17 protein-coding genes and 2 pseudogenes are annotated in these 19,894 nt (G+C 65.5%); 10 read left to right on the top strand and 9 right to left on the bottom strand.

What is annotated here, in order from left to right:
* Positions 1-84 precede the first annotated feature (84 nt).
* Positions 85-1,188, bottom strand: a complete 1,104-nt coding sequence (locus tag ACFWAY_RS25300) for an alpha/beta hydrolase (protein WP_378512584.1) — start codon at positions 1,186-1,188, stop codon at positions 85-87.
* Positions 1,189-1,527: 339 nt separating this feature from the next.
* On the opposite strand from ACFWAY_RS25300, the gene ACFWAY_RS25295 reads away from it, so the two are divergent.
* Entirely contained in the window at positions 1,528-1,770 is a 243-nt protein-coding gene (locus tag ACFWAY_RS25295) for a DUF3263 domain-containing protein (protein ID WP_378512583.1), read from the top strand.
* Between the two features lie 288 nt (positions 1,771-2,058).
* On the opposite strand, the gene ACFWAY_RS25290 is transcribed toward ACFWAY_RS25295, so the two are convergent.
* From ACFWAY_RS25290 to ACFWAY_RS25275, 4 genes and pseudogenes are all read right to left on the bottom strand, one after another.
* Positions 2,059-2,322: a hypothetical protein gene (locus ACFWAY_RS25290; RefSeq protein WP_378512582.1), complete on the bottom strand. Its 264-nt coding sequence runs from the start codon at positions 2,320-2,322 to the stop codon at positions 2,059-2,061.
* A gap of 319 nt (positions 2,323-2,641) precedes the next feature.
* On the bottom strand, positions 2,642-2,851 hold the full coding sequence (locus ACFWAY_RS25285) for a hypothetical protein (RefSeq protein ID WP_378512581.1): 210 nt from the start codon (positions 2,849-2,851) through the stop codon (positions 2,642-2,644).
* A gap of 340 nt (positions 2,852-3,191) precedes the next feature.
* Entirely contained in the window at positions 3,192-3,362 is a 171-nt protein-coding gene (locus tag ACFWAY_RS25280) for a hypothetical protein (RefSeq protein WP_378512580.1), read from the bottom strand.
* 530 nt (positions 3,363-3,892) lie between these two features.
* Positions 3,893-4,522 (bottom strand): annotated as a pseudogene (locus tag ACFWAY_RS25275) (ScbR family autoregulator-binding transcription factor); the annotation flags it as partial.
* Positions 4,523-5,225: 703 nt separating this feature from the next.
* On the opposite strand from ACFWAY_RS25275, the gene ACFWAY_RS25270 reads away from it, so the two are divergent.
* The 3 genes from ACFWAY_RS25270 to ACFWAY_RS25260 all read left to right on the top strand — a co-directional run bounded on the left by ACFWAY_RS25270 (position 5,226) and on the right by ACFWAY_RS25260 (position 7,604).
* On the top strand, positions 5,226-5,360 hold the full coding sequence (locus tag ACFWAY_RS25270; protein ID WP_378512579.1) for a hypothetical protein: 135 nt from the start codon (positions 5,226-5,228) through the stop codon (positions 5,358-5,360).
* A gap of 336 nt (positions 5,361-5,696) precedes the next feature.
* Complete coding sequence (locus ACFWAY_RS25265) at positions 5,697-6,158, top strand: hypothetical protein (protein WP_378512578.1); 462 nt, start codon at positions 5,697-5,699, stop codon at positions 6,156-6,158.
* Positions 6,159-6,776: 618 nt separating this feature from the next.
* A complete protein-coding gene (locus tag ACFWAY_RS25260) occupies positions 6,777-7,604 on the top strand; it encodes an MBL fold metallo-hydrolase (protein WP_378512577.1) in 828 nt (275 codons plus the stop codon).
* Positions 7,605-8,666: 1,062 nt separating this feature from the next.
* Here ACFWAY_RS25260 and ACFWAY_RS25255 read toward each other — a convergent pair.
* From ACFWAY_RS25255 to ACFWAY_RS25240, 4 genes and pseudogenes are all read right to left on the bottom strand, one after another.
* Positions 8,667-9,704, bottom strand: coding sequence for a tyrosine-type recombinase/integrase (locus ACFWAY_RS25255; RefSeq protein ID WP_378512576.1), 1,038 nt, complete (start codon positions 9,702-9,704; stop codon positions 8,667-8,669).
* Positions 9,705-9,836: 132 nt separating this feature from the next.
* Positions 9,837-10,502 (bottom strand): annotated as a pseudogene (locus ACFWAY_RS25250) (transposase); the annotation flags it as partial.
* Positions 10,503-10,627: 125 nt separating this feature from the next.
* Positions 10,628-11,437: an IclR family transcriptional regulator gene (locus tag ACFWAY_RS25245; protein WP_378512575.1), complete on the bottom strand. Its 810-nt coding sequence runs from the start codon at positions 11,435-11,437 to the stop codon at positions 10,628-10,630.
* Positions 11,434-12,243 carry an IclR family transcriptional regulator gene (locus ACFWAY_RS25240; RefSeq protein WP_378512574.1) on the bottom strand — a complete coding sequence of 270 codons (810 nt, stop codon included), beginning with the start codon at positions 12,241-12,243 and terminating at the stop codon, positions 11,434-11,436. The genes ACFWAY_RS25245 and ACFWAY_RS25240 overlap by 4 nt, the downstream gene beginning before the upstream one ends.
* A 227-nt stretch (positions 12,244-12,470) precedes the next feature.
* Here ACFWAY_RS25240 and ACFWAY_RS25235 point away from each other — a divergent pair, with 227 nt between their 5' ends.
* The 6 genes from ACFWAY_RS25235 to ACFWAY_RS25210 are packed head-to-tail and all read left to right on the top strand — an operon-like array spanning position 12,471 to position 19,887.
* On the top strand, positions 12,471-14,363 hold the full coding sequence (locus ACFWAY_RS25235; RefSeq protein ID WP_378512573.1) for a PEP-utilizing enzyme: 1,893 nt from the start codon (positions 12,471-12,473) through the stop codon (positions 14,361-14,363).
* 47 nt (positions 14,364-14,410) lie between these two features.
* The gene (locus ACFWAY_RS25230) at positions 14,411-15,514 is read left to right on the top strand and encodes a PEP/pyruvate-binding domain-containing protein (RefSeq protein ID WP_378512572.1); all 1,104 of its coding nucleotides are present in this window, start codon (positions 14,411-14,413) and stop codon (positions 15,512-15,514) included.
* Positions 15,511-16,032 (top strand): acetyl-CoA carboxylase biotin carboxyl carrier protein, encoded by a 522-nt coding sequence (locus tag ACFWAY_RS25225; protein ID WP_378512571.1) that lies wholly within the window; start codon positions 15,511-15,513, stop codon positions 16,030-16,032. Before ACFWAY_RS25230 ends, ACFWAY_RS25225 begins: the two co-directional genes overlap by 4 nt.
* Complete coding sequence (locus ACFWAY_RS25220) at positions 16,029-17,420, top strand: biotin carboxylase N-terminal domain-containing protein (protein ID WP_378512570.1); 1,392 nt, start codon at positions 16,029-16,031, stop codon at positions 17,418-17,420. Before ACFWAY_RS25225 ends, ACFWAY_RS25220 begins: the two co-directional genes overlap by 4 nt.
* Positions 17,417-19,000, top strand: a complete 1,584-nt coding sequence (locus ACFWAY_RS25215; RefSeq protein WP_378512569.1) for a hypothetical protein — start codon at positions 17,417-17,419, stop codon at positions 18,998-19,000. The genes ACFWAY_RS25220 and ACFWAY_RS25215 overlap by 4 nt, the downstream gene beginning before the upstream one ends.
* A complete protein-coding gene (locus ACFWAY_RS25210) occupies positions 18,997-19,887 on the top strand; it encodes an HAD-IIA family hydrolase (RefSeq protein WP_378512568.1) in 891 nt (296 codons plus the stop codon). Before ACFWAY_RS25215 ends, ACFWAY_RS25210 begins: the two co-directional genes overlap by 4 nt.
* The last annotated feature ends 7 nt before the right edge of the window (positions 19,888-19,894 follow it).

Here is a 19,894-nt window from a genome sequence, read left to right as displayed (position 1 = left end):
ACAAACTCGCTGTCAAATCGCGCCAGCGATCTGCCGTCGAGGTTCAATCCCAGCGCATCGCCCGTGCCGACTTGCGTAAAAGCGTTAGGCGATCTCGCGGTCCGAATCGAGGGGGTCAGGTGCCGAATCGCCGCTTCGAACGGTGGTCACCGCGCGAATGAACTCCGCTACATGCTCAATTGCCCTGCGCGCCTCGGGCAGAAGATCCGCAGCCACATGAAAGACGTGGAACTGGCCATCCCAGATCTCGAGGGCGACGGGAACCCCGGCATCGGTGAGGCACTCGAACATCAACTGCGCGTCGGGATACAGCATGTCTCTGGATCCGACCTGAAGTAGTACCGGCGGGAGCCCGCGCAGGTCTGCATCGACGGGAGACAACGGCAGTCCCGACACGCCACGAGCGCGGCGCTCCACGCGCTCGGTGAGAGCGGTCAGCGCCACCAGCGCCGAACTGGGAAGGATCGGACATCGTGCAGACGCGGGATGCTGCAACTTGACGGTCGGGTCCAAGTCGGTAAGCGGTGACAATGCGACCAGACCGGCCGGCCGCGGCAGAGCCAGGTCGGCCAGAGCGAGCGCCACCATGAACGCGAGATATCCGCCGGCAGAATCGCCGGCGATGACGATCTGGGTCGGGGAGAATCCTCGTGCCAGCAACCAGCGATAGCCGGCGAGCCCGTCGGCGACGGCGTCCCCTATCGCATGCGTGGGCATCAGTCGGTAGTTGACACTGAGCACGCTGGCATCGGCCGACTGCGAAATCCGAGAAGCAAGACGGCGATGCGTATTGAGGCCACCGGTCAGGAAACCCCCGCCGTGAAGGTAGAGCACCACGCTGTGCAGATCGGCGTTGTGCGCCTGGATCCAATCCGCGTCGCAATCCGTCAAACGCACACGACGATGTCCGACCCCATCGAGCGGGGGTAACACGCGCGCGGCCTGGTCAACCACCCGCGCGGCCCAACGTGCGCTCGGAACGTGCGCCCACACACCGAGCGCCGGTTTGACCGTCACACGCAACGCGTGTGTCAGGAGCCTTGACTGAATACTGTTGCCAGGAAAGAAGCTTGAACGTGTCAAGAAATCCGATTCGGGCAGCGAACCACATGTAGTCCCCATCCTTCGTGTGAGGTTCCCCACACCAACCCCCTCCCCGGGCTGTTCCACCGAGCTGACGGCTGACATCGGAACTCCAAACTTCCAGGGATGAACATGCCGGGATTCGAGGCACATAGACCCAAACGCCGTACCAAGACATCTCTCAAGATATGGCCCACATCACCTGACCGGACTCCCCCCCAGGGGGAAAAACACTCCCCAACAGGGGGATCCTTACTGCACGGAGTTGCAGTCCAGTTCGCGCGCTGATGCACTAGACAGATCGTTCCTCGCGCACTCGGTAGGAATTTCAGACACAAATCCAAGTCTGGCGACAGCCTGCCCGGTTCCGGGCACCGTCCCGGAAACTCGGTCGGGAAGACGCATCTCTCCACGTGTGTCCGGGTATGACATGGAGGTATTAGCGTGATCGACGACTCTGCCATCGAAGACATGAGGATCATCGAGTTCGCGCGCCGATGGCTTCCCTACGGCGGTGGTACAACCGGCGACCTCCTGGTCGAGTTCGGCATGACTCCAGCCTGCTACATCGCGAGACTTGACAGCATCCTGACAGGACCGACAGCCAACCAACTCGACCCCAACTTCCGCGACGACCTCCGTCGTTTCGTGTCCCTACGCGCCTCACGGCCCGCCCCGACGTCCTAGATACGGAGCCCGGCAACGGGACACTCCGCGACGGGGCCGACAGCCGGACCATACTGCCGCACCATGTGCGTCGCTGTCCCGAGACTGATCCGCCGGTGAGCCGACCGCCGCCATCGTTAGCGAGTCCCGCGAAGCGAGTCCCCGACACATTGCTGCGATAGGAGCGAAATACTAACTACACCAATGGTTCCTGTCGTGCACTGGCGTATCGCCACGGACCGCTGAGGTCGTTCTCAACGTCAGGAATCGACGAACCGATCGACCGCAGAACATTGCGGCGGAGAGCGCCTAAGCGCTCTGTGTTACCTCTCGTCGCCCTGCACTGGATGCCGATGAACTCGACCCCGAAAGCTTGACCGCGCACAGTTCGAGCAGACCACGCCTTGTTGCGAATCCGACTCCGTCGAGCGCGCGCGCCATCAGTATGGCCTGGAGACGCCGGTAGAACACTGCGGGGAGCAGTCCGAACTCGGGAAGGATGTGCTCGTCTCCGCCTCCATAGGGCGCCCAGCGCAGGGCGAAGGTAAGCATGGCGGCTTCATCTTGAGTCATGGTCACTCACATTTCGAAAATCAGGTGGACTGCGGAGAACTTGAGCAAACCACTGCTGACAGCGTGTGACAGTCCCCCTCAGGGTTATCTCTGTACCCCGTTCGAGATATGTTCTGAGTCACACAATGAGGTGACTCTAAACATCGCCGCAACTGGCGCGTGAAACCTGCTGCCACACAAAATCTGTGCAGCCGGCCGACTGGGGCTCGGTGGCGTCCGCGACACGTAGAGGTTGGATGCACCAGCGCCCGCGACTGGCGGCCGTCGCGTCCGTTGTGGTGAGCGAATGGTCGGGATTGCCGTAGGTCTCGCCTTCTGGTCAGTACCGCAGGACCCGAGCCCGGGCGTGCGAGTACCGCTCGAGCAGGGCGAGCAACTCCGCGTCGGGAAACCTCATCTCCGGTAACGGGCGAGCCGCAACCAACGCGGCATCGACGGCGATGATTACCGCCCGCAACTCGTCAAGCCTCGCGTACGTAATGTGCGGGGTGTCGAGAGATCCGGTGAGGTACTCGGCAATATCTGCCAACCACAACCGTGGATTCCGATCTGCCCGGCTACCACGGCGTGCGCCGACGATCCGACACCACTCCTCCAACTCGGTACATACATTGGATGTCGCACTGCAGCCCGCAGCATTCGAGCGACCTGTGTGGCGTCGACGTCCGCGTCGATCTCGCCATCCCATCCGTCGATATTCGGCGCGACGGCCCGCTGCAGGATCAGCGCCAACGCGAAATTGGCCAGCCCATCCCCGCGCCGCCACCACCACAACGTTTCCGCAGCCACCGCGTCATCGGAACGGTCAATGCCATCCACGCGAACTGCCGATAACGCACCCAGCCACCGGCTTCGCGGGCCACCCGTGGTCACGACCGGATCGCCCAGGCCGCCACGCTGAGCGCTACCCCGAGCCCGACCATCGTCACACACCCCCACACCATGCTGCCGAAGGTGCGACCCACCATCAGACCCATCGGCGCGACGACCAACACCAACACGGCGCCGCCCAGTATTCGTCCTGGAATTTTCCCGACCACCCGCCCAACATAACAGTCCAGACGGTATGTTTAGGGTGGTCGCATGTGCAATGGGCCGGTGCGTTCATTGGTTGCCGGACAGAGGGAATGCCACCGGACGAGCGTTACGGCACTTCCGCCGAACCAGGCGGGGTGCAGGCGACCCCTTCGCGGTATCGCGCGCCGCGTCGGCTCGGCGCCACACGTCCCCACAGGTCGCGCCGGGGAACCCTGAGGAGGATGCATGGACCTGGTCCCGGAACGGTCATCCGATGACGAACCCCCAAGGCTGACGTCGCGTCAACAGCAGGCAGTCGCCACGACCGCCCGCGATCCACGGCGCAGATTCCGACGCTGACGACCAAGCCCGTACCGATCAGTCGGCGACTTCGACGCTGTCCGCCCACAGTCATCGGAATATGGTCACGGGCAGACGCTGGGACATCGAAGGCCGAGAGGCGGTGAAAAGAAGACCCGACCAGGACCGTGTACACGTTTGGCCAGGAATACCAGCGCTGGCTACGCCGGGTCTGCTCCACCGCAACCGCAGTGGTGGCGCGGGCCGCACGGATGCGTGCAATGCGATGGTGTCGGGCCGCGGGCATGATCCCGGGCAGCAAAAACATCCTCATGTCGTCGACCCGCTGCTCCAGATCGGTGCGGTGGGCGAGACCTGAGACACGGTCTGGACTCCGGTGAACGCGCCGATGACAAATCGTGCGAGGGTCGGCGGATCAATACTCGCGAGGAGGTCGGCCTCGACGATCGCACGAGTCGCCAGGGCTTGGCAGGCGGTAATCCAGTCCCGGTACAGACCGGCGGGGCCGCGATCGTCGGCGCTGAGCTCGAGAGTGATCCGGATGCCGGCGCGCACGACCGGGTCCTCGACGATCTGCCGGGCCATCTCGTGGCGGAGCATCACGCGATCTGCTCGAGCGCCGACACTTCCTGTGTGGCGATGGCCGCGACCGCGGCAATGGAGATCCGGTGTTGTTCGGCGATGATATGCCGAGGCAACTCTTCCTTGGACCGGAACTGGAAATACAGGGCGCCCTTGGTCATCCGGCGGCCTCGGTGATTTCGACGAGGCTGGCGCCCTCGAACCCCGACTTGTCAAACATCTCAACAGCACCGCGCACGATTTGCGCCCTGGTCGCTGCCGCGCGCGCCTGTTTAACCATTGCGCACCTTCCTGTCTGGGAGCGAAACCGATCGGCCGAACCGCAGGGCCTATGAGCTGGGCAAACGCTACCAGCGGAGGACACATCCAACCTTCCTGCGTGTTACCTGACCGAACATATATACCCATCGCACATGAAACAAACCGAGTGCCCCGTTTATTGGTAGAGTGGGCTCCGCCATGGCGGTCGCATGGCGCGCGAATTGCTTGGGGCGCTCGGTCCGATTCGCGTGAGGGGTGGATTGCGGGGGCCGCTCAGTGTGGGCTGAGCGGCACCCGCACCTTGAATCTGACCGCCGACGGCGGTCCGCTTTCTGAAATGCACGTCAGACGTCGCGCCAATCCTACTTTTGGGCAACGCGGCGCTCTACCAGCCTTCTATGCTCAAAGTTCTTTTACCCCAACACGATGGCTTACCGCTCATGGACGAACAACAAGACACCACTTCCCGAACGACGTCCACCCACGCATTCGTCCGAACACCACCACCCCTGTTGTGTGTGATCCGCCGATGCCGCCTGCACCGAGAGGAACCGAGTGCCGACGCCCGAACCTGACGACCAGAAGATCGTCAATCTGAATGCCATGCGTCAGAGGAGACCGACGACCTACTATCCGGATACCTACCGCTGACGTCGCTGCTGTACCGCCGACGCGACCGGATCGCCGCCGACCCACTCGTCTCCGACGTCCTCGCCGCGTACATGCGCGGATCCGGGATCGGGCCGGCCGGGGTCATGGTCATGCTCGGCATCGCCGACGACGGCCGCGCCCGAGACCTGACCGCCGAGCAGCGCGGGCAAATCACCGACGCGATCGCCGCGACGAGCGGGCGATAACCCACGCGAGGGACGTGTCATCTCCGCTGTTCAGATGGCGCTTGTTGTCTGAGGTCAGGACTCGACCGGGACAACCGGTCGAGGCGGGCGTGGAAAGGGAACCGACCGGGGACGTCGTCGCGCACCGACTCGATCACCGCGTCCTCGCCGTCGATGCTCACGATGACGAACTCGAGGTGGCGTCGCTATGCACCTTGCCGCGGTACCGGCCCAGTCCTTCCGTCAGGGGACCTGTCATCACTGCAGGTCAAAACCCCATTCTGCCGGATCGATCGTCGGTCGGACGAATCGCCGTCACCCCGTGGGCCGCGTATCGGCGGCCCGTACCCTTGCCCCATGTCCGCTGATCCCGGCAGCATCCGCGCCGACGCCGAAAAGGCGCTGCCAAACTTGGCCGCCGGTGACATCTCGACAGATCCGCACACCATTACGGCGCCGGCCCGCACCGGAACGGAGATCGAGTTGCGGATCCACACCTCCATCGCACCGTTCGACGTCGCAGCCGAGGAGTGGTTCCCTGCGGCAGCCGGGTTCGCCGTCACGGTGATCGTGCACCCCGTCGACGCGGCGACGGGCCAGCCACGCTATCTGGCGCCGGGACTACGAGGCCTGCCTGCGAGCCCAGGGCGCCGACCACTTCGAAGTGCGCTACCACGCCGACAACAGGTTCCGGCAGTTCCGACTCACCGAAGCCGCGCTCACCCTCCTGATCGCCGCGGCGTTCCTCGTCCCCGCGCGATGGGGGCTGCGCCGCCTCCGCCCGTGATCCGGGATCACGTCGATCGCCACGCCGGTTGATTCCGTGGATCAGACTCGAAACGGTTGCCGAGGGACTGCCCGTCATGTCCTGAGCGCCGCCGCTCCCGGTGAACAGCGGCACGCGATGCTGGCCTTCCTGCCTGGCCCGTCCATAGAGTCGGCATATGAGATGTGCGTTCGAAGGAGGAAACCTCGATGGGCAATATCTCCACGTCGACGAACGAGAAATAGGTCCGTGTCGAGGCCATCAGATGTGCTCCCCTGACCAGCCCGCCGCCCAGATCCGCAGCCATGGGCGCTGCGTGTACATGCGGACTGAACGAGCCGCCCAGTGGAATGGGACGTCCTGGGTCGTCTTTACGCACTACGGAGACTGGGCGAACTACGAGCACAGTAGTGACCGCCGCTGACCGTCACCGATCAACGATCGCTGACCGGTCACCGCTCCTTGCCGGAAGTCATACCCGTCTGCCGGACTCGAACCGGCGGATCTGCCAGACAGTGGACTGACCCGCGGACACAATGGAGAGGTGAGCGAGGACCGAGTCCAATGAGCGGGGACAGGCTGCTCGCGTGGTCCGAATATTCAGCCATCGAGCCAGCTCACTGGCTCGCACCGTTTTCATATCCGCACCTCGACCGATAGGAACGACGATGATGTCGTCTGTACTGAGTGTCAACGTGTTCACCGCCCCGGAGAAGGAGATGGTGGGTGATCGTGCTCGGCCGTTCGGTCCACCGCCCGCTTTCGACCCGAGCACTTCCACACTGATCTTCGGTGAAGAAGATGCCGTGCTCGTGGACACCCTCGCCACTGTCGCCGAGGCCGAGGCGCTGGCGGATTGGGTTGCGCTGCATCACCGCAACCTCACCACGATCTATATCACGCACGGCCATTTCGATCACTACGCCGGCCTGAGTGTGCTGTTGCAACGCTTTCCCGACGCGCGGGCGATCACCACGCCGAAGTCGTGGGAACTGATGCGCGCGCAATCCCATCTGATGCCTCTTTTCCGCAAGCGCTGGCCGGGGCAGCTACCTGCTGGAATCGTGCTTCCCGAAGCCTACGACGACGAGGTTTTCACCTTGGAGGGCCACGAGTTGCGCATCATCGAACAAGGACGCACCGACGCTGTGGACACCACGTCGTTGCACGTGCCCTCGATCGATCTTGTTGTCGGCGGTGACGTCTCCTACAACCAATGCCACATGTACGTCGGCGACACCACTCCGGAAAGCCGTGCGAACTGGATTGCCGCGTTGGACCGGCTGGCGGCGCTGAAACCCAAGATTGCCGTCGCTGGCCACAAAAAGCCGGGGGCCCCCGACACACCGCAGGCCATCGAAGAGTCGAAGCGCTACCTCACCGACTTCGGCCGTCTTCAGGAATCGGCCTCCAGCTATCGCGAGCTCTACGACGCAATGACCGAACTGTATCCCGACTGGGTCAGCCACCAGGCGTGGCTGATGTTCGGCTTCCAATGATTCTTCGCCCCGAGAACAAGTGTGTGTCCGCCCGGCGCCCGGCACGAAACCGCGGGTGAACCGCTATCCCGAGGAGCTGTCGAGAAGGCTACGACCTCCCGCCACTTCCCCTGTTCTGACAAGTTCCTCGTACCCGCGACCTGATCCACATTGCCCGCGGTACGTCGCCGCAATGGGCTCTCACACGTGGCAGATGCAGAACGGCCCCTGTGGAATTCTCTTACGCTGCCGCGCCCTTCGTTGAAATTGATCCCGGTTTGGCGAGTCACACCGACGAGTGTGCTGGCTGCGATGTTCGTTTCCCCTTGGGCGATCAAATCCCAATACCGTGTGTCGCGGCCGCGGTTCCGCGACAGTCTCGACGCTTCCTGCGCTACCTTCGGTGCCAGCTCTGCGGCGATACGCGCAGCGGACTCACGCACCGCCACCTGGATCGACTCATCCCTGCCGCGTTCGGCCTTCCTGCTCCTCAGCGCACGCCGGGACTCCCACGCCCCTGCCCTGGTCTTGCTCAGCCGCAGCCGGCGCCGAGCCCTGGGCTTCACTAACGGGCCGTCCGCCGAACCTGGGAATCCCGCTGTTCGATCCACCGATGTGCACATGACCAAACTGGCGACTAATCTCGGCCGCTGCTGATGATGCGCTCTCGGTCGGGTGCGGTGGTGCGCGACGCGACAATCCGGGCGCTGATGCGGGTTCGACCCCTCCGCAGGTCGCGGCTCATCTTCAGGGCGTCCTCCCGCCCCGCAGCCGGTCATCTACTATTCTGCCGACAAATTCGACGACCGCTACCGACATCGCCACGCCACAGCTGGGAACGCGCACTCATCGGGGTCCGCGGCCTACCCGGAGCACGAATACCGCTGCTGCGCCTACACGGCGGTCGCCGGTCCAGTTGAGGCCCGATCGCCGATGTCGTCGCCGCGGCGTCGATGGTGATACCCGATCGAAACAGTGCAGCGACCTGTTACGGAACCCCGCCACCGACAGATCCGAGTGGCGAATTCCCACCACTCCACGGGACTTACCCCTTGGGGCACCCCGACAAACAACCCGGGGTGGTTAATCGAGCGCTGACTCCACGTGCGCAAGTACCTCGGGAAACCGAAACACGAGCGCATCGACAAGACGGTGCACCTCATACAACTCGCCCCGCACAACGGTCACCTCCGCACGCAACCGGTCCCGGAGACCGCGCCTGCCGGCCTTCTGGGTGTTCTCGACGAGCGCCTGCGCGTTCTCGATATTCCGCGAGACTTCGGGCCGTCCTTCCACGCTCATCAAGTGCCGCAGCCGGTTGCGGATCGTGGCCGCGGCCATCCGGCCGCCGGACTCGTCGCACAGCAGTACCGAGCTGTCCGGGAACCGGCCGCGCACATCGTCGAGATACCAGCGCAACACCAGATCCAGCCCGTCCAGCATTGGCACCCAGCGCGGTCGCGGCCCGGATCCCTTGGCGCCCTTACCGAAGCGCACATGCAGCTTGCCGAACGTGCCACGCCCGAAGTGGACGTCGCCGCGGTCGAGCATCACTACCTCCTCGGCGCGCATTCCGGCGTGATACAGCGTGCGGAACAACGCGTAATCCCGGGCGGCCGGGCCGTACTTGCGCGCGGTCGCAATCCGTTGCTTGAGGAACTCGAAGAACGCCGCCACCCGCTCCGGTGTCGGCGACGCCTCCGCAGCCGGCGAGTCGTCGCTGACGTGGCGGGCGGCGTTGAACTCATCCAGCGGACAGGCCAGCCGCACCCCGAACGCCGCTTCGATCTCCGCGGCCTTGCGAACCTCGAGGAACCGGTGAAACCCCTTGAACACCTGCAGATAGTTCCGACGCGTCGACACCGCTCGACCCGAGCTGGCCAGCTCGCCCACCACCCGGTCGACATCGGCGGCGGTCACCTCCCACACCGGCCGACCCAGCCCCGCGAGCATCCGCTCCAGCACACCCATGTCGTTGGCGATCGTCGATGCCGCGAATCCACGCACGGTCCACGACGCGACGAACGCCTCCACGCATTCGGCCTGGAACCGCTGCGGATCTCGCGTCGCCACGACCGGCGCGACCTCGCCCGGGATCACCCGCAGTCGCCCGCCACCCACCTCACACCTGGGATTTCATGGCAATACCTTAACTTGCGGGCTTACACGTCGAAGATCAACGACACGCCGATCAGTGGGAAAACCTCAGGCAGCAGCACGAAACTCCGGAAAGGAACCTGTGCGCGTTCCATATCCCTCACCACCGTCGCCCGCCCAGATTCCGAGGATGTCGCGTTCACCGCCCACGGTGACGCCGATCGCGACATACATCGGCCGGTTCGTGACCTGCCCGTCCCGGATCTTGACGTGCACAGCGTCGATGAACATAACCGGATACACCCCCGGTCGAGTGGCCTGTTCTGCCACTCGGTCATTTCCCCAACAACTTTGTCGGTGATGCGGGAGATGGTGTCCTTCGATACCGTCGCTCCGTAGATGTCCTGAAAGTGCGCGGAGACCTCTCCGGTGGTCAATCCCTGTGCTGTCAAGGACAATACGATCTCATCGATACCTGAGAGGCGACGCTGACGCTTCTTGACGATCTGCGGTGCGAACGAGGAATCGATATCCCGCGGGACTTCGATCTCCACCGGCCCGATCTCGGTGAGGACGGTCTTCGAACGGGTGCCGTTACGGGAGTTGCCGCTGCCGCGGCGCTGAGTCGTGCTTCTCGTAGCCGAGATGTTCGGTCATCTCCGCGTCCAGCGCGGTTTCGAGGACGTTCTTGGTGAGCTGGTTGAGGAGCCCGTTCGGGCCCATCAGCTCCACGCCCTGCTCCTTGGCCTGTGCCAGGAACTGCTCGGCCAACTGCTTCTGATCCACCTCGGTCGCTGCCATGGGATCTAGTGTTTCGGTCATCATCGATCCTTCCCGCCAAGCTGGGCTCGGCGTGTCGAACCAAGAATCAGATCAACCGTTATTCAGACAGTCCCCGGCAACCCCCTCAGTTTCCAACTTGTCGAGAATCGATCGATATTCGACGGTTATGGGGTGTCGTCTCGGGTGAGGCCGCTGAGGGCTGGGTAGGCGTTTCCTGCGGTCTGTTCCAGTCGGGTGGCGAGGCCATGTGCGGCGTGTAGGAGCGAGGGAAGGTATTGGGACAGGTCGTCGCGTAACGCGTAGCTGACGATGCCGACGGCGGCCTTCACCAGTCCGTTGACTTGCACGGGGACGGCGATCGATGTTGAGCCCCAGTGATATTCCTGGTGGCTTTCGGCGTATCCGCGCTGCCGGATTTGGGCGAGCTGGCGGGAGAGTGCGCGGCGGTCGGTGATGGTCTCCGCGGAATAGCTGGTCAGCGGCATCGCGAGTATGGCGTCGATGAAGGATTCGTCGCTGAAGGCGAGCAACGCTTTGCCTACGCCGGTCGCGTGGAGCGGGATTCTGGCTCCGATGCGGCTTTGCACGGGTACGGATTCTTCCGATGTCAGCTTTTCGACGTAGATGGCGTCGGTGCCGTCGCAGACGGCGAGCTGCACTGTCTCCCGGCAGTCGTACTGGAGGTTGAGGAGAAACGGCATGGCCGTTTCGCGGAGTCGGCCGTGAACGGGGGTGAGGAGCCCCATTTCCCAAAGTTTCACCCCGAGGCCGTACCGACCTGAGTGGTCGCGGTCGAGGAATCGGCCGTCCTCGAGTTCGCCGGCGAGGCGGTACACCGTGGCGACGGGAAGACCCGCGCGGCGGGCGAGTTGGCTGAGCGTCAGTAGCGGGTGTTCGACGTCGAAGGCGGCCAGGACGGCGAGGGCCCTGGCCGTGACGGACTTCGCGTTGCTCTTGTACGGTTCGGCGCTCATCGGTGCTCACTGTTCGTGTGTGGCTGAGTTTCGGGCGGTGCGGCGGTCGAATGACGATCGTCCGAGGAGTTGTTCAAGATGCCGACGAGAGTGCGCGCAACACTTCTCAGTTCGGGCACCAAGGCTTCGGTGGTGACCAGGGGCTTGGGGGCGCCGCTGGGCGGGGGTACGGCTGCCGAGAGAGCCATTGGCGGCCGGCCTTCGGCGTCGAGTCCGACTGCGTATTCCACGGTTCCGTCGGGCCGACCCAGCCGGGCCCAGCCCTGCCGGTGAAGGACGGTGAGGGTTTCCTCGAGTCGGTCGAACTGCATTCGCGTCATCGGGAGCGAGCTCCGCACGGCCGGGGTCAGTGACGTCATGATCACCTGTCCGGCGGCGCAGTCCTGCAGCGGCAGCGTCAAGCCCGGGCCGCCGCCGGCGGAGCTGCCGCCGTGTGCGAGGACTTCTTCGACGCACAACGCGTTCTGACCGTTGTAGACGAAGACCCGGATCATGGCTCCGGAGCGAGCGGCGAGACGAACGAGTAGCGGGCGGGTGCCCATGCCGATCACATCGTGGGTGGGGGCCAGGATGCCGAGCTCCCAGATCTTCGGGCCGATGCTGTACCGGCCATCGCCGCCGCGCTCGACCGCGGCCATGGCCTCGAGCCGGTCGAGCAGACGGAACGTGGTGGCCACCGGCAGACCCGTGCGACGCGAGATCTGGGACAGCGTCATGCGCCGATGGGTGATGTCGAAGGACATCAGAACAGCGAAGGCGCGTTCGGTCACCGACTTTCTGGGTGCACCCGGTGGTGACGCCGTCATGAGGTCCTCCTCGCTGCCCATCCGGGTCTTGGGCTCAACTCGCACCCTAGACGGCTTTCCACTGTGTGAAAAGACTAGAAGACATTCCTTGATACACGGTGCTCTGACCTGCGCGTGTTCAGGTTTCTTTTCGTTCAGTGAAAAGCTTTCTGGTGGCCTGCGTCACAGACGGCACACACTGTGATCCACGTTCCGGGCACCGAGCCCTTTGGCATGGAGGAGAAGTTATGACGACCACCGAGAGCGAGCGGAACTCGATTCCCACGTCGCAGCAGCCGGCACCGGATGCGCGCCATTTCCCGGACCCGTACGAGATCACCACCCCGGAGGGGGCGGAGGGCTGGGAGGAGATGTACGCCTACCACAACCGGTTCCTGGGCTCGCGGCGCGCGGAGGACTCGGCGAAGACCTGGTTCCGCAATTCGTTGCACTACCCGGAGGTCTCGTACCCGTTCGACCAGGCGATGGTCGATGGCGCCTTCACCGGCACGGGGGTGACGAACACCCGCGTCTTCGCGTTGCCGCCGGCCAAGGGCCTGGATGTGCGGATCGTCAACGGGTACACCTACATGTCCACCCTGCCCAGCCCGGATTCCGGCGAGCAGGCCCGCCGCGCGGAGGAATTCGCCGAGCGCGCCGGGTATTACTTCCAGAACTGGGACACCCTCTACGCCGAATGGGAGGGCCGCGTCACCGACGCGATCCGTGGTGTGCACGCACTCGAGGTCCCCGCGCTGTCGGAGTTCGAGCCGATCGAGCGTGTCCTCGAGGACCGTGGTCCCACCCAGGGCAACCAATTACTGGCGGCGTATCACCGTCTCCTCGAGTACGGCGACCAGATCTGGACGCTGCACTCGGAGTTCCTGAACCTCGGCTACGCCGCGTACCTGCAGTTCCTCACCCTGTGTAAGGAACACTTCCCGGAGATCGACGACCAGACGATCTCCCGGATGGTCAGCGGTGTCGACGTGTTGCTCTTCCGCCCGGACGACGAACTGCGGGCCCTGGCACGCAAGGCCGAGGAACTCGGGGTCGGGGACATCGTTCGGGCCGCCACCACCGAAAAGGACTTGACCGACGGGCTCGGCGGCACCGACGCCGGCAAGGCGTGGCTCGCCGCCCTGGAGGAGAGCAAGGACCCGTGGTTCTACTTCTCCTACGGGTCGGGGATGTACCACTCGCACCGCAGTTGGATCGACGACCTGAGCTTGCCGATTCAGGCCATCGGTGACTACCTCGACCGCCTGCGAAAAGGCGAGGACCTCACCCGCCCCTTGGAAAGGCTGCAGGCCGAGCGTGATTCGGTGGTCAAGCACTACCGCTGCCTGCTCGACGAGGAAGACCTGCCCGGCTTCGACGAGGCACTGGGGTTGTCGCGGACCGTGTTCCCCTACGTGGAAAACCACAACTTCTACGTCGAGCACTGGTTCCTCACCAACTTCTGGAACAAGACCCGCGACTTCAGCAGGCTCCTGCAGAAATGGGGCTTTTGGGACGACGTGGAGGACATCTTCTTCCTCCGCCGCGCCGAGGTCGAAGAAGCGATCGTGGACCTGCAGATGGCCTGGGGTGCCGGCGGTAAGCCGCAGGGCGGCTTCCATTGGCCGCAGATCATCGAGCGCCGCAAGGAAATCTACGCCGCGCTCGACGCATGGAACCCGCCCCCTGCCCTCGGCCCGGTCCCGCAGGAGGTGAGCGAGCCGCTGACCATCATGCTCTGGGGCATCACCCCGGAAACAGTCGAACGCTGGCTGACCGCCCAGGACGGCGGCGGAAGTAGCAACACCCTGTCGGGCTTCGCGGGTTCGCCCGGCGTCGCCGAGGGCCCCGCCCGCGTCGTGCTGCGCCCGGACCAGCTCGACACCGTCCAGGAAGGCGAGATCCTCGTCGCCCCGGTCACCAGCCCGAGTTGGACTCCGGTGTTCGGCCGGATCCGCGGAGCGGTCAGCGACATCGGCGGCATCATGTGCCACGCCGCGATCGTCTCCCGCGAATACGAGCTGCCCGCGGTCGTCGGCACCGGTTTCGGCACCTCGACCATCAAGACGGGCCAGTTGATCCGCGTCGACGGCAACACCGGCACCGTCACCATCCTCGACGAGGCCACCGACGCCTCCTGATCGACTCTCGGCGGCCACCACCGAAGCACGTGAAAAGGAACAAGACCGTGGGTAAGTACACGAAGAAATTCAACGAGGTCCGCTCCACCGACCGCCCCCTGGTGGGCGGCAAATGCGCCAGCCTCGGCGAGATGGTCCAGGCCGGGCTTCCGGTACCAGACGGATTCGCCGTCACGATCGATGCGTACGAGGACTTCAGGGACGACTCGGATCTGCGCACCGAACTGAGAAGCCTGGTCTTCGGCGTCGACCCGGACAGCTCGAAGTCACTGCAGGACGCCCACGATCAGGCTGTGGCCCTGGTCCTCGAGAGGAACCTGCCGGCCGCGATCGAGGGCGAGATCCGCGAGGCGTATCTCGCCCTGTCCCGGGAAACCGCCCGTCGCCGCGGCACCGGGGACACCGACCGCATCCCGGTGGCCGTGCGATCCTCATCCGTCGACGAGGACGGGGACGCGGCCAGCTTCGCCGGCCAGCAGGAAACCTATCTCTGGGTGGTCGGCGCCGACGACGTGATCGCGAAGGTCCGCGAGTGCTGGGCGAGCCTGTACACCCCGCAGGCCATCGCCTACCGCGCTGGGATGTCCGAAACGGATGCCGCCGAGGCGTCGAAGATCTCGGTCGGCGTGCAGCTGATGGCCGACGCCGACGTCGCGGGGGTGACGTTCACGGTCAGCCCGCGCACCGGCGACCGGTCCGTGATCGCCATCAACGCGAGCTGGGGACTCGGACAATCCGTGGTCTCCGGGGAGGTGACGCCGGACGAGTACTGGCTGACGAAGATCGGGCCCGCCCTCACCAGCAGCCGGATCGCGTCGAAGGAACACGAATACGTGCCCGCCCCGGACGGCACCGGTGTCATCTTCCGGGAGGTCGACGAGGCCCGCCGCGAGGTCTCCTGCCTCAGCGACAGCGAACTGATGCAGCTCGCCGAGATCGGGTTGCGGGTGGAGGAACACTACGGCTGTCCCCAGGACATCGAGTGGGCCCTCGAGCGTGACGGCGACGGCACCAGCCGGGTCATGCTGCTGCAGTCCCGCCCGGAAACCAACTGGAAAAAGCGCAAGGAAGAAAAGAGCAAGCGCACCTCGAGCGCCACATCCAACCTGCTCGGGTTCGTATCCGCCGCAGCGAAGGGACAGACCCGATGAGCACCGACACCACCCCGAGCTGGCAGGACATCCTCGACCTGGTCACCCAGCTCGACGACGGCAACTACGACACCGCCGCCGTCGAATTCGGAGACGTCTCCGTCCGCCTCTCCCGGGGCGGCGATCTCCCCGCACCCGCCGCAGCCCCGGCGACACCGACAGCGTCGACCGGACCCCTGCCCGCGCCGGCGCAACCCGTTGCCGCGTCGGCGCCCAGCGCGCCCGCACCGGTAGAGGTCGAACAAACTCCGGCACCACCCACACCGGAGGGAACCACCGTCCCCGCACCCATGATCGGCGTCTTCTACCGGTGCCCCTCCCCGGGCGCACCCCCCTTCGTCGAACCGGGCGAGCGCGTCGAACCCGACACCACCATCGGCATCATCGAGGTGATGAAGCTGATGAACCCGGTCACGGCCGGAGTGTCCGGCACCCTGACCGAGATCCTCGTCAAGGACAACGAGCAGGTCGAATACGGGCAGCCGCTCGCCGTCGTCACCGAGGCAGGCACGCCATGACCACAAGTGACACGACGAAGAAGCCGGTGGTACTGATCGCCAACCGCGGCGAGATCGCCGTGCGGATCGCCGCCGCCGCCCGCCGCATCGGCGCCAGCCCGGTCCTGGCGGCCAGCACCGCCGACATCGGCTCACGGGCCGCGCAACTGGCGGACCGGGTCATCGTCATCGGCCCCGCCCAGGCCGGTCAGTCGTACCTGCGGCCGGAGTACGTGGCCGAGGCCGCAGTGCACGCCGGCGCCGACGTCGTCCACCCCGGCTACGGATTCCTCAGCGAGCAACCCGAACTCGCCGAACTCCTCGAAGCCGAGAACATCGCCTTCGCCGGCCCGCGCCCCGAGACCCTCCGCGCCGTCGGCGACAAGAGCAGCGCCCGCAAGGTGGCCGTCGCCGCCGGTGTTCCGGTCGCACCCGCGACCGAGATCGACGACGTGAACAACGTGGTGCCGCTCGCCGAATCCATCGGCTACCCCCTGCTGATCAAAGCGGTGCACGGCGGCGGTGGCCGCGGCATCCGCCTGGTCACCGGCCCCGAGGACCTCGCACGGCTGGCCCCGCAGGCCGCCGCCGAGGCCCAGGCCGCGTTCGGAAACGGCGCGCTCTACCTCGAGCGCTTCTACCCGGCGGCCCGGCACGTGGAGGTGCAGGTGTTCGGTGACGGGCAGGGCGGCGCGCAGATCTTCGGGGACCGGGACTGCTCCGTGCAGCGCCGGCATCAGAAACTCATCGAAGAATGCCCCGCCTGGGGCCTCACCGAAAGCCGGCGCACCGTACTGCACGACTCCTCCCGCGCACTGGTCCAGGCCCTGCGCTACCGCGGCGCCGGCACCGTCGAGTTCCTCGTCGACACCGAATCCGAGGACGTCGTCTTCCTGGAAATGAACGCCCGCATCCAGGTCGAACACCCCGTGACCGAGGAGGCCTACGGAATCGACCTGGTCGCAGCCCAGCTTCGCCTGGCCCTCGGGCAGGACCCGCAGCTGCCCGACGTTCCCCCGGTGCCGCCGGCCGCCGTCATCGAGTTGCGGATCAACGCCGAGGATCCCGGCAACGACTTCCGGCCCAACCCGGGCGTCATCGACCACGTGTCCTGGCCCACCGGGCCCGGTGTACGGGTAGACACCCACATCTACGACGGCTACTCGTTCCCACCGTTCTACGACAGCCTGATGGCCAAGCTGATCGTCCGCGCCGACACCCGCGACGCCGCTGTGGCGGCCGTACAGGCGGCCGCGCACTCGGTGACCGTCGAGGGCGTCACGACAACACTGCCGCTGCACGCATTCGTGCTCTCACATCCCGATTTCGTTCACGGCGGTGTCAGCACCTCGTGGTTCGGGCCGATCTGGGAGCAGCACCAAGCCCAGCGAAAGGAAGCACTCCGATGACCACCCTCGTCCCCGACCCGACCGCTGCCCGCCCGACCACCGCAGCAGGGCGCCGGAAGCCGATCCGTCTGGTGGACACCAGCCTGCGCGATGGAAACCAGAGCCTGTGGGGCGCCACCGGTTTGACCACCGGGATGGTCGAGGCCGTGGGCCCGTTGCTCGATCAGGTCGGCTACGAGGCCATCGACTTCACCAGCTCCACCAACCTGTCGATGGGCGTGAAGTGGCACAACGAGAACCCGTGGGAACGGATCTCCCGCATGCGGGCCGTCATGCCCAACACCCCACTGTCCGCCATCACCACCGGCATGCGGTTCATGTCCTGGGAGAAGGCGTCCGAGACCGTCATGCGGATGGCGCTGCGCCTGATGGCCCACCATGGACTGCGCCGTCTGCAGATCGCCGAACCGATGAACGACGTCGAATCCCTGCTCCGGGTCGCCCAGTGGGCGAAGGAAGAGGGGATCGAGCAGATCGTCGCGGCGGTGACGTTCACCGAGAGCCCCGTGCACACCGACGAGAGCTACAGCCGAAACATCAAGGCCTACACCGCCAGCAGCTACGTCGATTCGGTCTACGTCAAAGACCCGGGTGGGTTGCTGACCGTCGAACGGACCCGGCAACTGATCCCCGGCGTCCGCGACGCCGCCGGTGAGAAGACCCTGGAACTGCACAGTCACTGCACCACCGGCGCGGCGTCACACCTGTACCTGGTGGCGGCCGAGCTCGGCGTGGACGTCCTGCACACCGGTCTCGGTCCGCTCTCCAACGGCACCGCCCAGCCCGGACTCGAGAACCTGGTCGGCAACCTCGACGCCCTCGGCATCCCGGTGCAGGCCGACCGTGACGCCGCCGCCGCGGCCGCGGACATCCTCTACTCGATCGCCAAATCCCAGAACCTGCCCGCCGGGGCGCCGACCGAGTACGACCTGAGCTTCCACGTCCATCAGGTGCCGGGCGGGATGATGGGCACCCTCAAACGCCAGCTCGGTGAACTGCGGATGCTCGAGCAGTTGCCCGCCGTCATCGAGGAGACCGGCCGCGTGCGCGCCGACCTGGGCTACCCCATCATGGTCACCCCGTTCAGCCAGTTCGTCGGCAGCCAGGCGCTGATGAATGTGCTCGCCGCCCAGTCCGGGCAAGAGCGCTACAGCCGAATCCCCGACGAAGTGGTGCGGTTCGTGCTGGGCCACTTCGGCACTCCCGAAGGCGAGATCGCACCCGAGGTCCTCGAGAAGGTGTCGGCGCTGCCCCGCGCCCGCGAACTCGACAAGAAGGTGCCCGAACCCACCCTGGCGGAACTGCACGAGGAATACGCCCGCCGCTTCGGACGACAATTGCCCGAGGAGGAACTGCTGCTGCGGATGGTGCTTCCCCAGGACCAGGTCGATTCCATGCTCGCCGCCGGACCGGCTCCGCGCTGGTCCCCGGCCGGCACCACCCGGCGCAGCGCCCCGGTCACCACCATCACCGAGTTCATCCGCGCCGCCCACGAACTGCCCCGCTGGAAGTACCTCGCCGTCAACCGCGGCACCGAACGAGTCGAACTGCGCCGCAACACCACCGGAGGCACCGAATGAACCGCGACGAACTCCTCACCCGGCTCGCCGATGTCCGCGGCGTCATGTTCGATATCGACGGCTGCCTCGTCATCTCCGACGGCCCCAGCGGAAAGGGCGGACGGGCACTGCCCGGTGCCCCTGAGGCCATCGATCTGATCCGCCGCACCGGCCGGAGCATGGCCGTGTTCACGAACGGCTCCATGCAGACACCCCACGAGATCGCCGAATCGCTGCGCTCCCTCGATCTGGACGTCCGCGACGAGGAAGTCCTCACCCCGGCGGTCGTGGCCGCCGAAACCATGCAGACCCTGCATCCGGGACGGCCCCTACTCGTCTTCGGTGGGCCCGGAGTCCAACACGACTTCCTCACCCGCGGCCTCGACGTCGTCGACCTCGATCGCGCCCTGGCCGGGGAACCGACGAACGCCGCCGCAGTCGTCATCGGATGGGACGTCGAGTTCGGCCGGAACAAGCTGCAGATCGCCGCCGAAGCCGTCCTCGCCGGCGCCCCGATCTACTGCACCTCCGACGCACGCTCCTTCGCCTCCGAACACCGCCTGAACGTCGGAGTATCCGGCTTCATCGCCGCGGGTCTGAGCCACGTCACCCAGCGCCCCTACCGCATACTCGGCAAACCCGCCCCCGAGGCATTCGAGGTCCTGACCCGACGCCTGCAGGTCGCTCCCGAGCAGATGCTGATCATCGGCGACGACCTCACCCTCGAATGCGCGATGGCACGCCGCGGCGGTGCACTGGGCGCCCTGGTGACCACCGGAACACATTCGGCGGCCGACGCGGATCAGGCACCGCCCGAGCACCAACCCGACCTCATCATCAGCAACCTCGGCGAGTTGCTGGAACTGCTCGCGGCGGCACCTGAGCGCGCCCCCTCCCGGCTCGGATAGACAAGGA

Source organism: Rhodococcus sp. NPDC059968, assembly GCF_042738615.1.
Lineage (GTDB): Bacteria > Actinomycetota > Actinomycetes > Mycobacteriales > Mycobacteriaceae > Rhodococcus_F.
This window is presented reverse-complemented; position numbering and strand designations above follow the sequence as displayed.

Coding starts and splice junctions, on each gene's coding strand:
- ACFWAY_RS25300 (WP_378512584.1), bottom strand. CDS start 1,188: ATGTCAGCCGTCAGCTCGGTGGAACAGCCCGGGGAGGGGGTTGGTGTG.
- ACFWAY_RS25290 (WP_378512582.1), bottom strand. CDS start 2,322: ATGACTCAAGATGAAGCCGCCATGCTTACCTTCGCCCTGCGCTGGGCG.
- ACFWAY_RS25270 (WP_378512579.1), top strand. CDS start 5,226: ATGCGCGGATCCGGGATCGGGCCGGCCGGGGTCATGGTCATGCTCGGC.
- ACFWAY_RS25265 (WP_378512578.1), top strand. CDS start 5,697: ATGTCCGCTGATCCCGGCAGCATCCGCGCCGACGCCGAAAAGGCGCTG.
- ACFWAY_RS25260 (WP_378512577.1), top strand. CDS start 6,777: ATGTCGTCTGTACTGAGTGTCAACGTGTTCACCGCCCCGGAGAAGGAG.
- ACFWAY_RS25245 (WP_378512575.1), bottom strand. CDS start 11,437: ATGAGCGCCGAACCGTACAAGAGCAACGCGAAGTCCGTCACGGCCAGG.
- ACFWAY_RS25240 (WP_378512574.1), bottom strand. CDS start 12,243: ATGACGGCGTCACCACCGGGTGCACCCAGAAAGTCGGTGACCGAACGC.
- ACFWAY_RS25235 (WP_378512573.1), top strand. CDS start 12,471: ATGACGACCACCGAGAGCGAGCGGAACTCGATTCCCACGTCGCAGCAG.
- ACFWAY_RS25225 (WP_378512571.1), top strand. CDS start 15,511: ATGAGCACCGACACCACCCCGAGCTGGCAGGACATCCTCGACCTGGTC.
- ACFWAY_RS25220 (WP_378512570.1), top strand. CDS start 16,029: ATGACCACAAGTGACACGACGAAGAAGCCGGTGGTACTGATCGCCAAC.
- ACFWAY_RS25215 (WP_378512569.1), top strand. CDS start 17,417: ATGACCACCCTCGTCCCCGACCCGACCGCTGCCCGCCCGACCACCGCA.
- ACFWAY_RS25210 (WP_378512568.1), top strand. CDS start 18,997: ATGAACCGCGACGAACTCCTCACCCGGCTCGCCGATGTCCGCGGCGTC.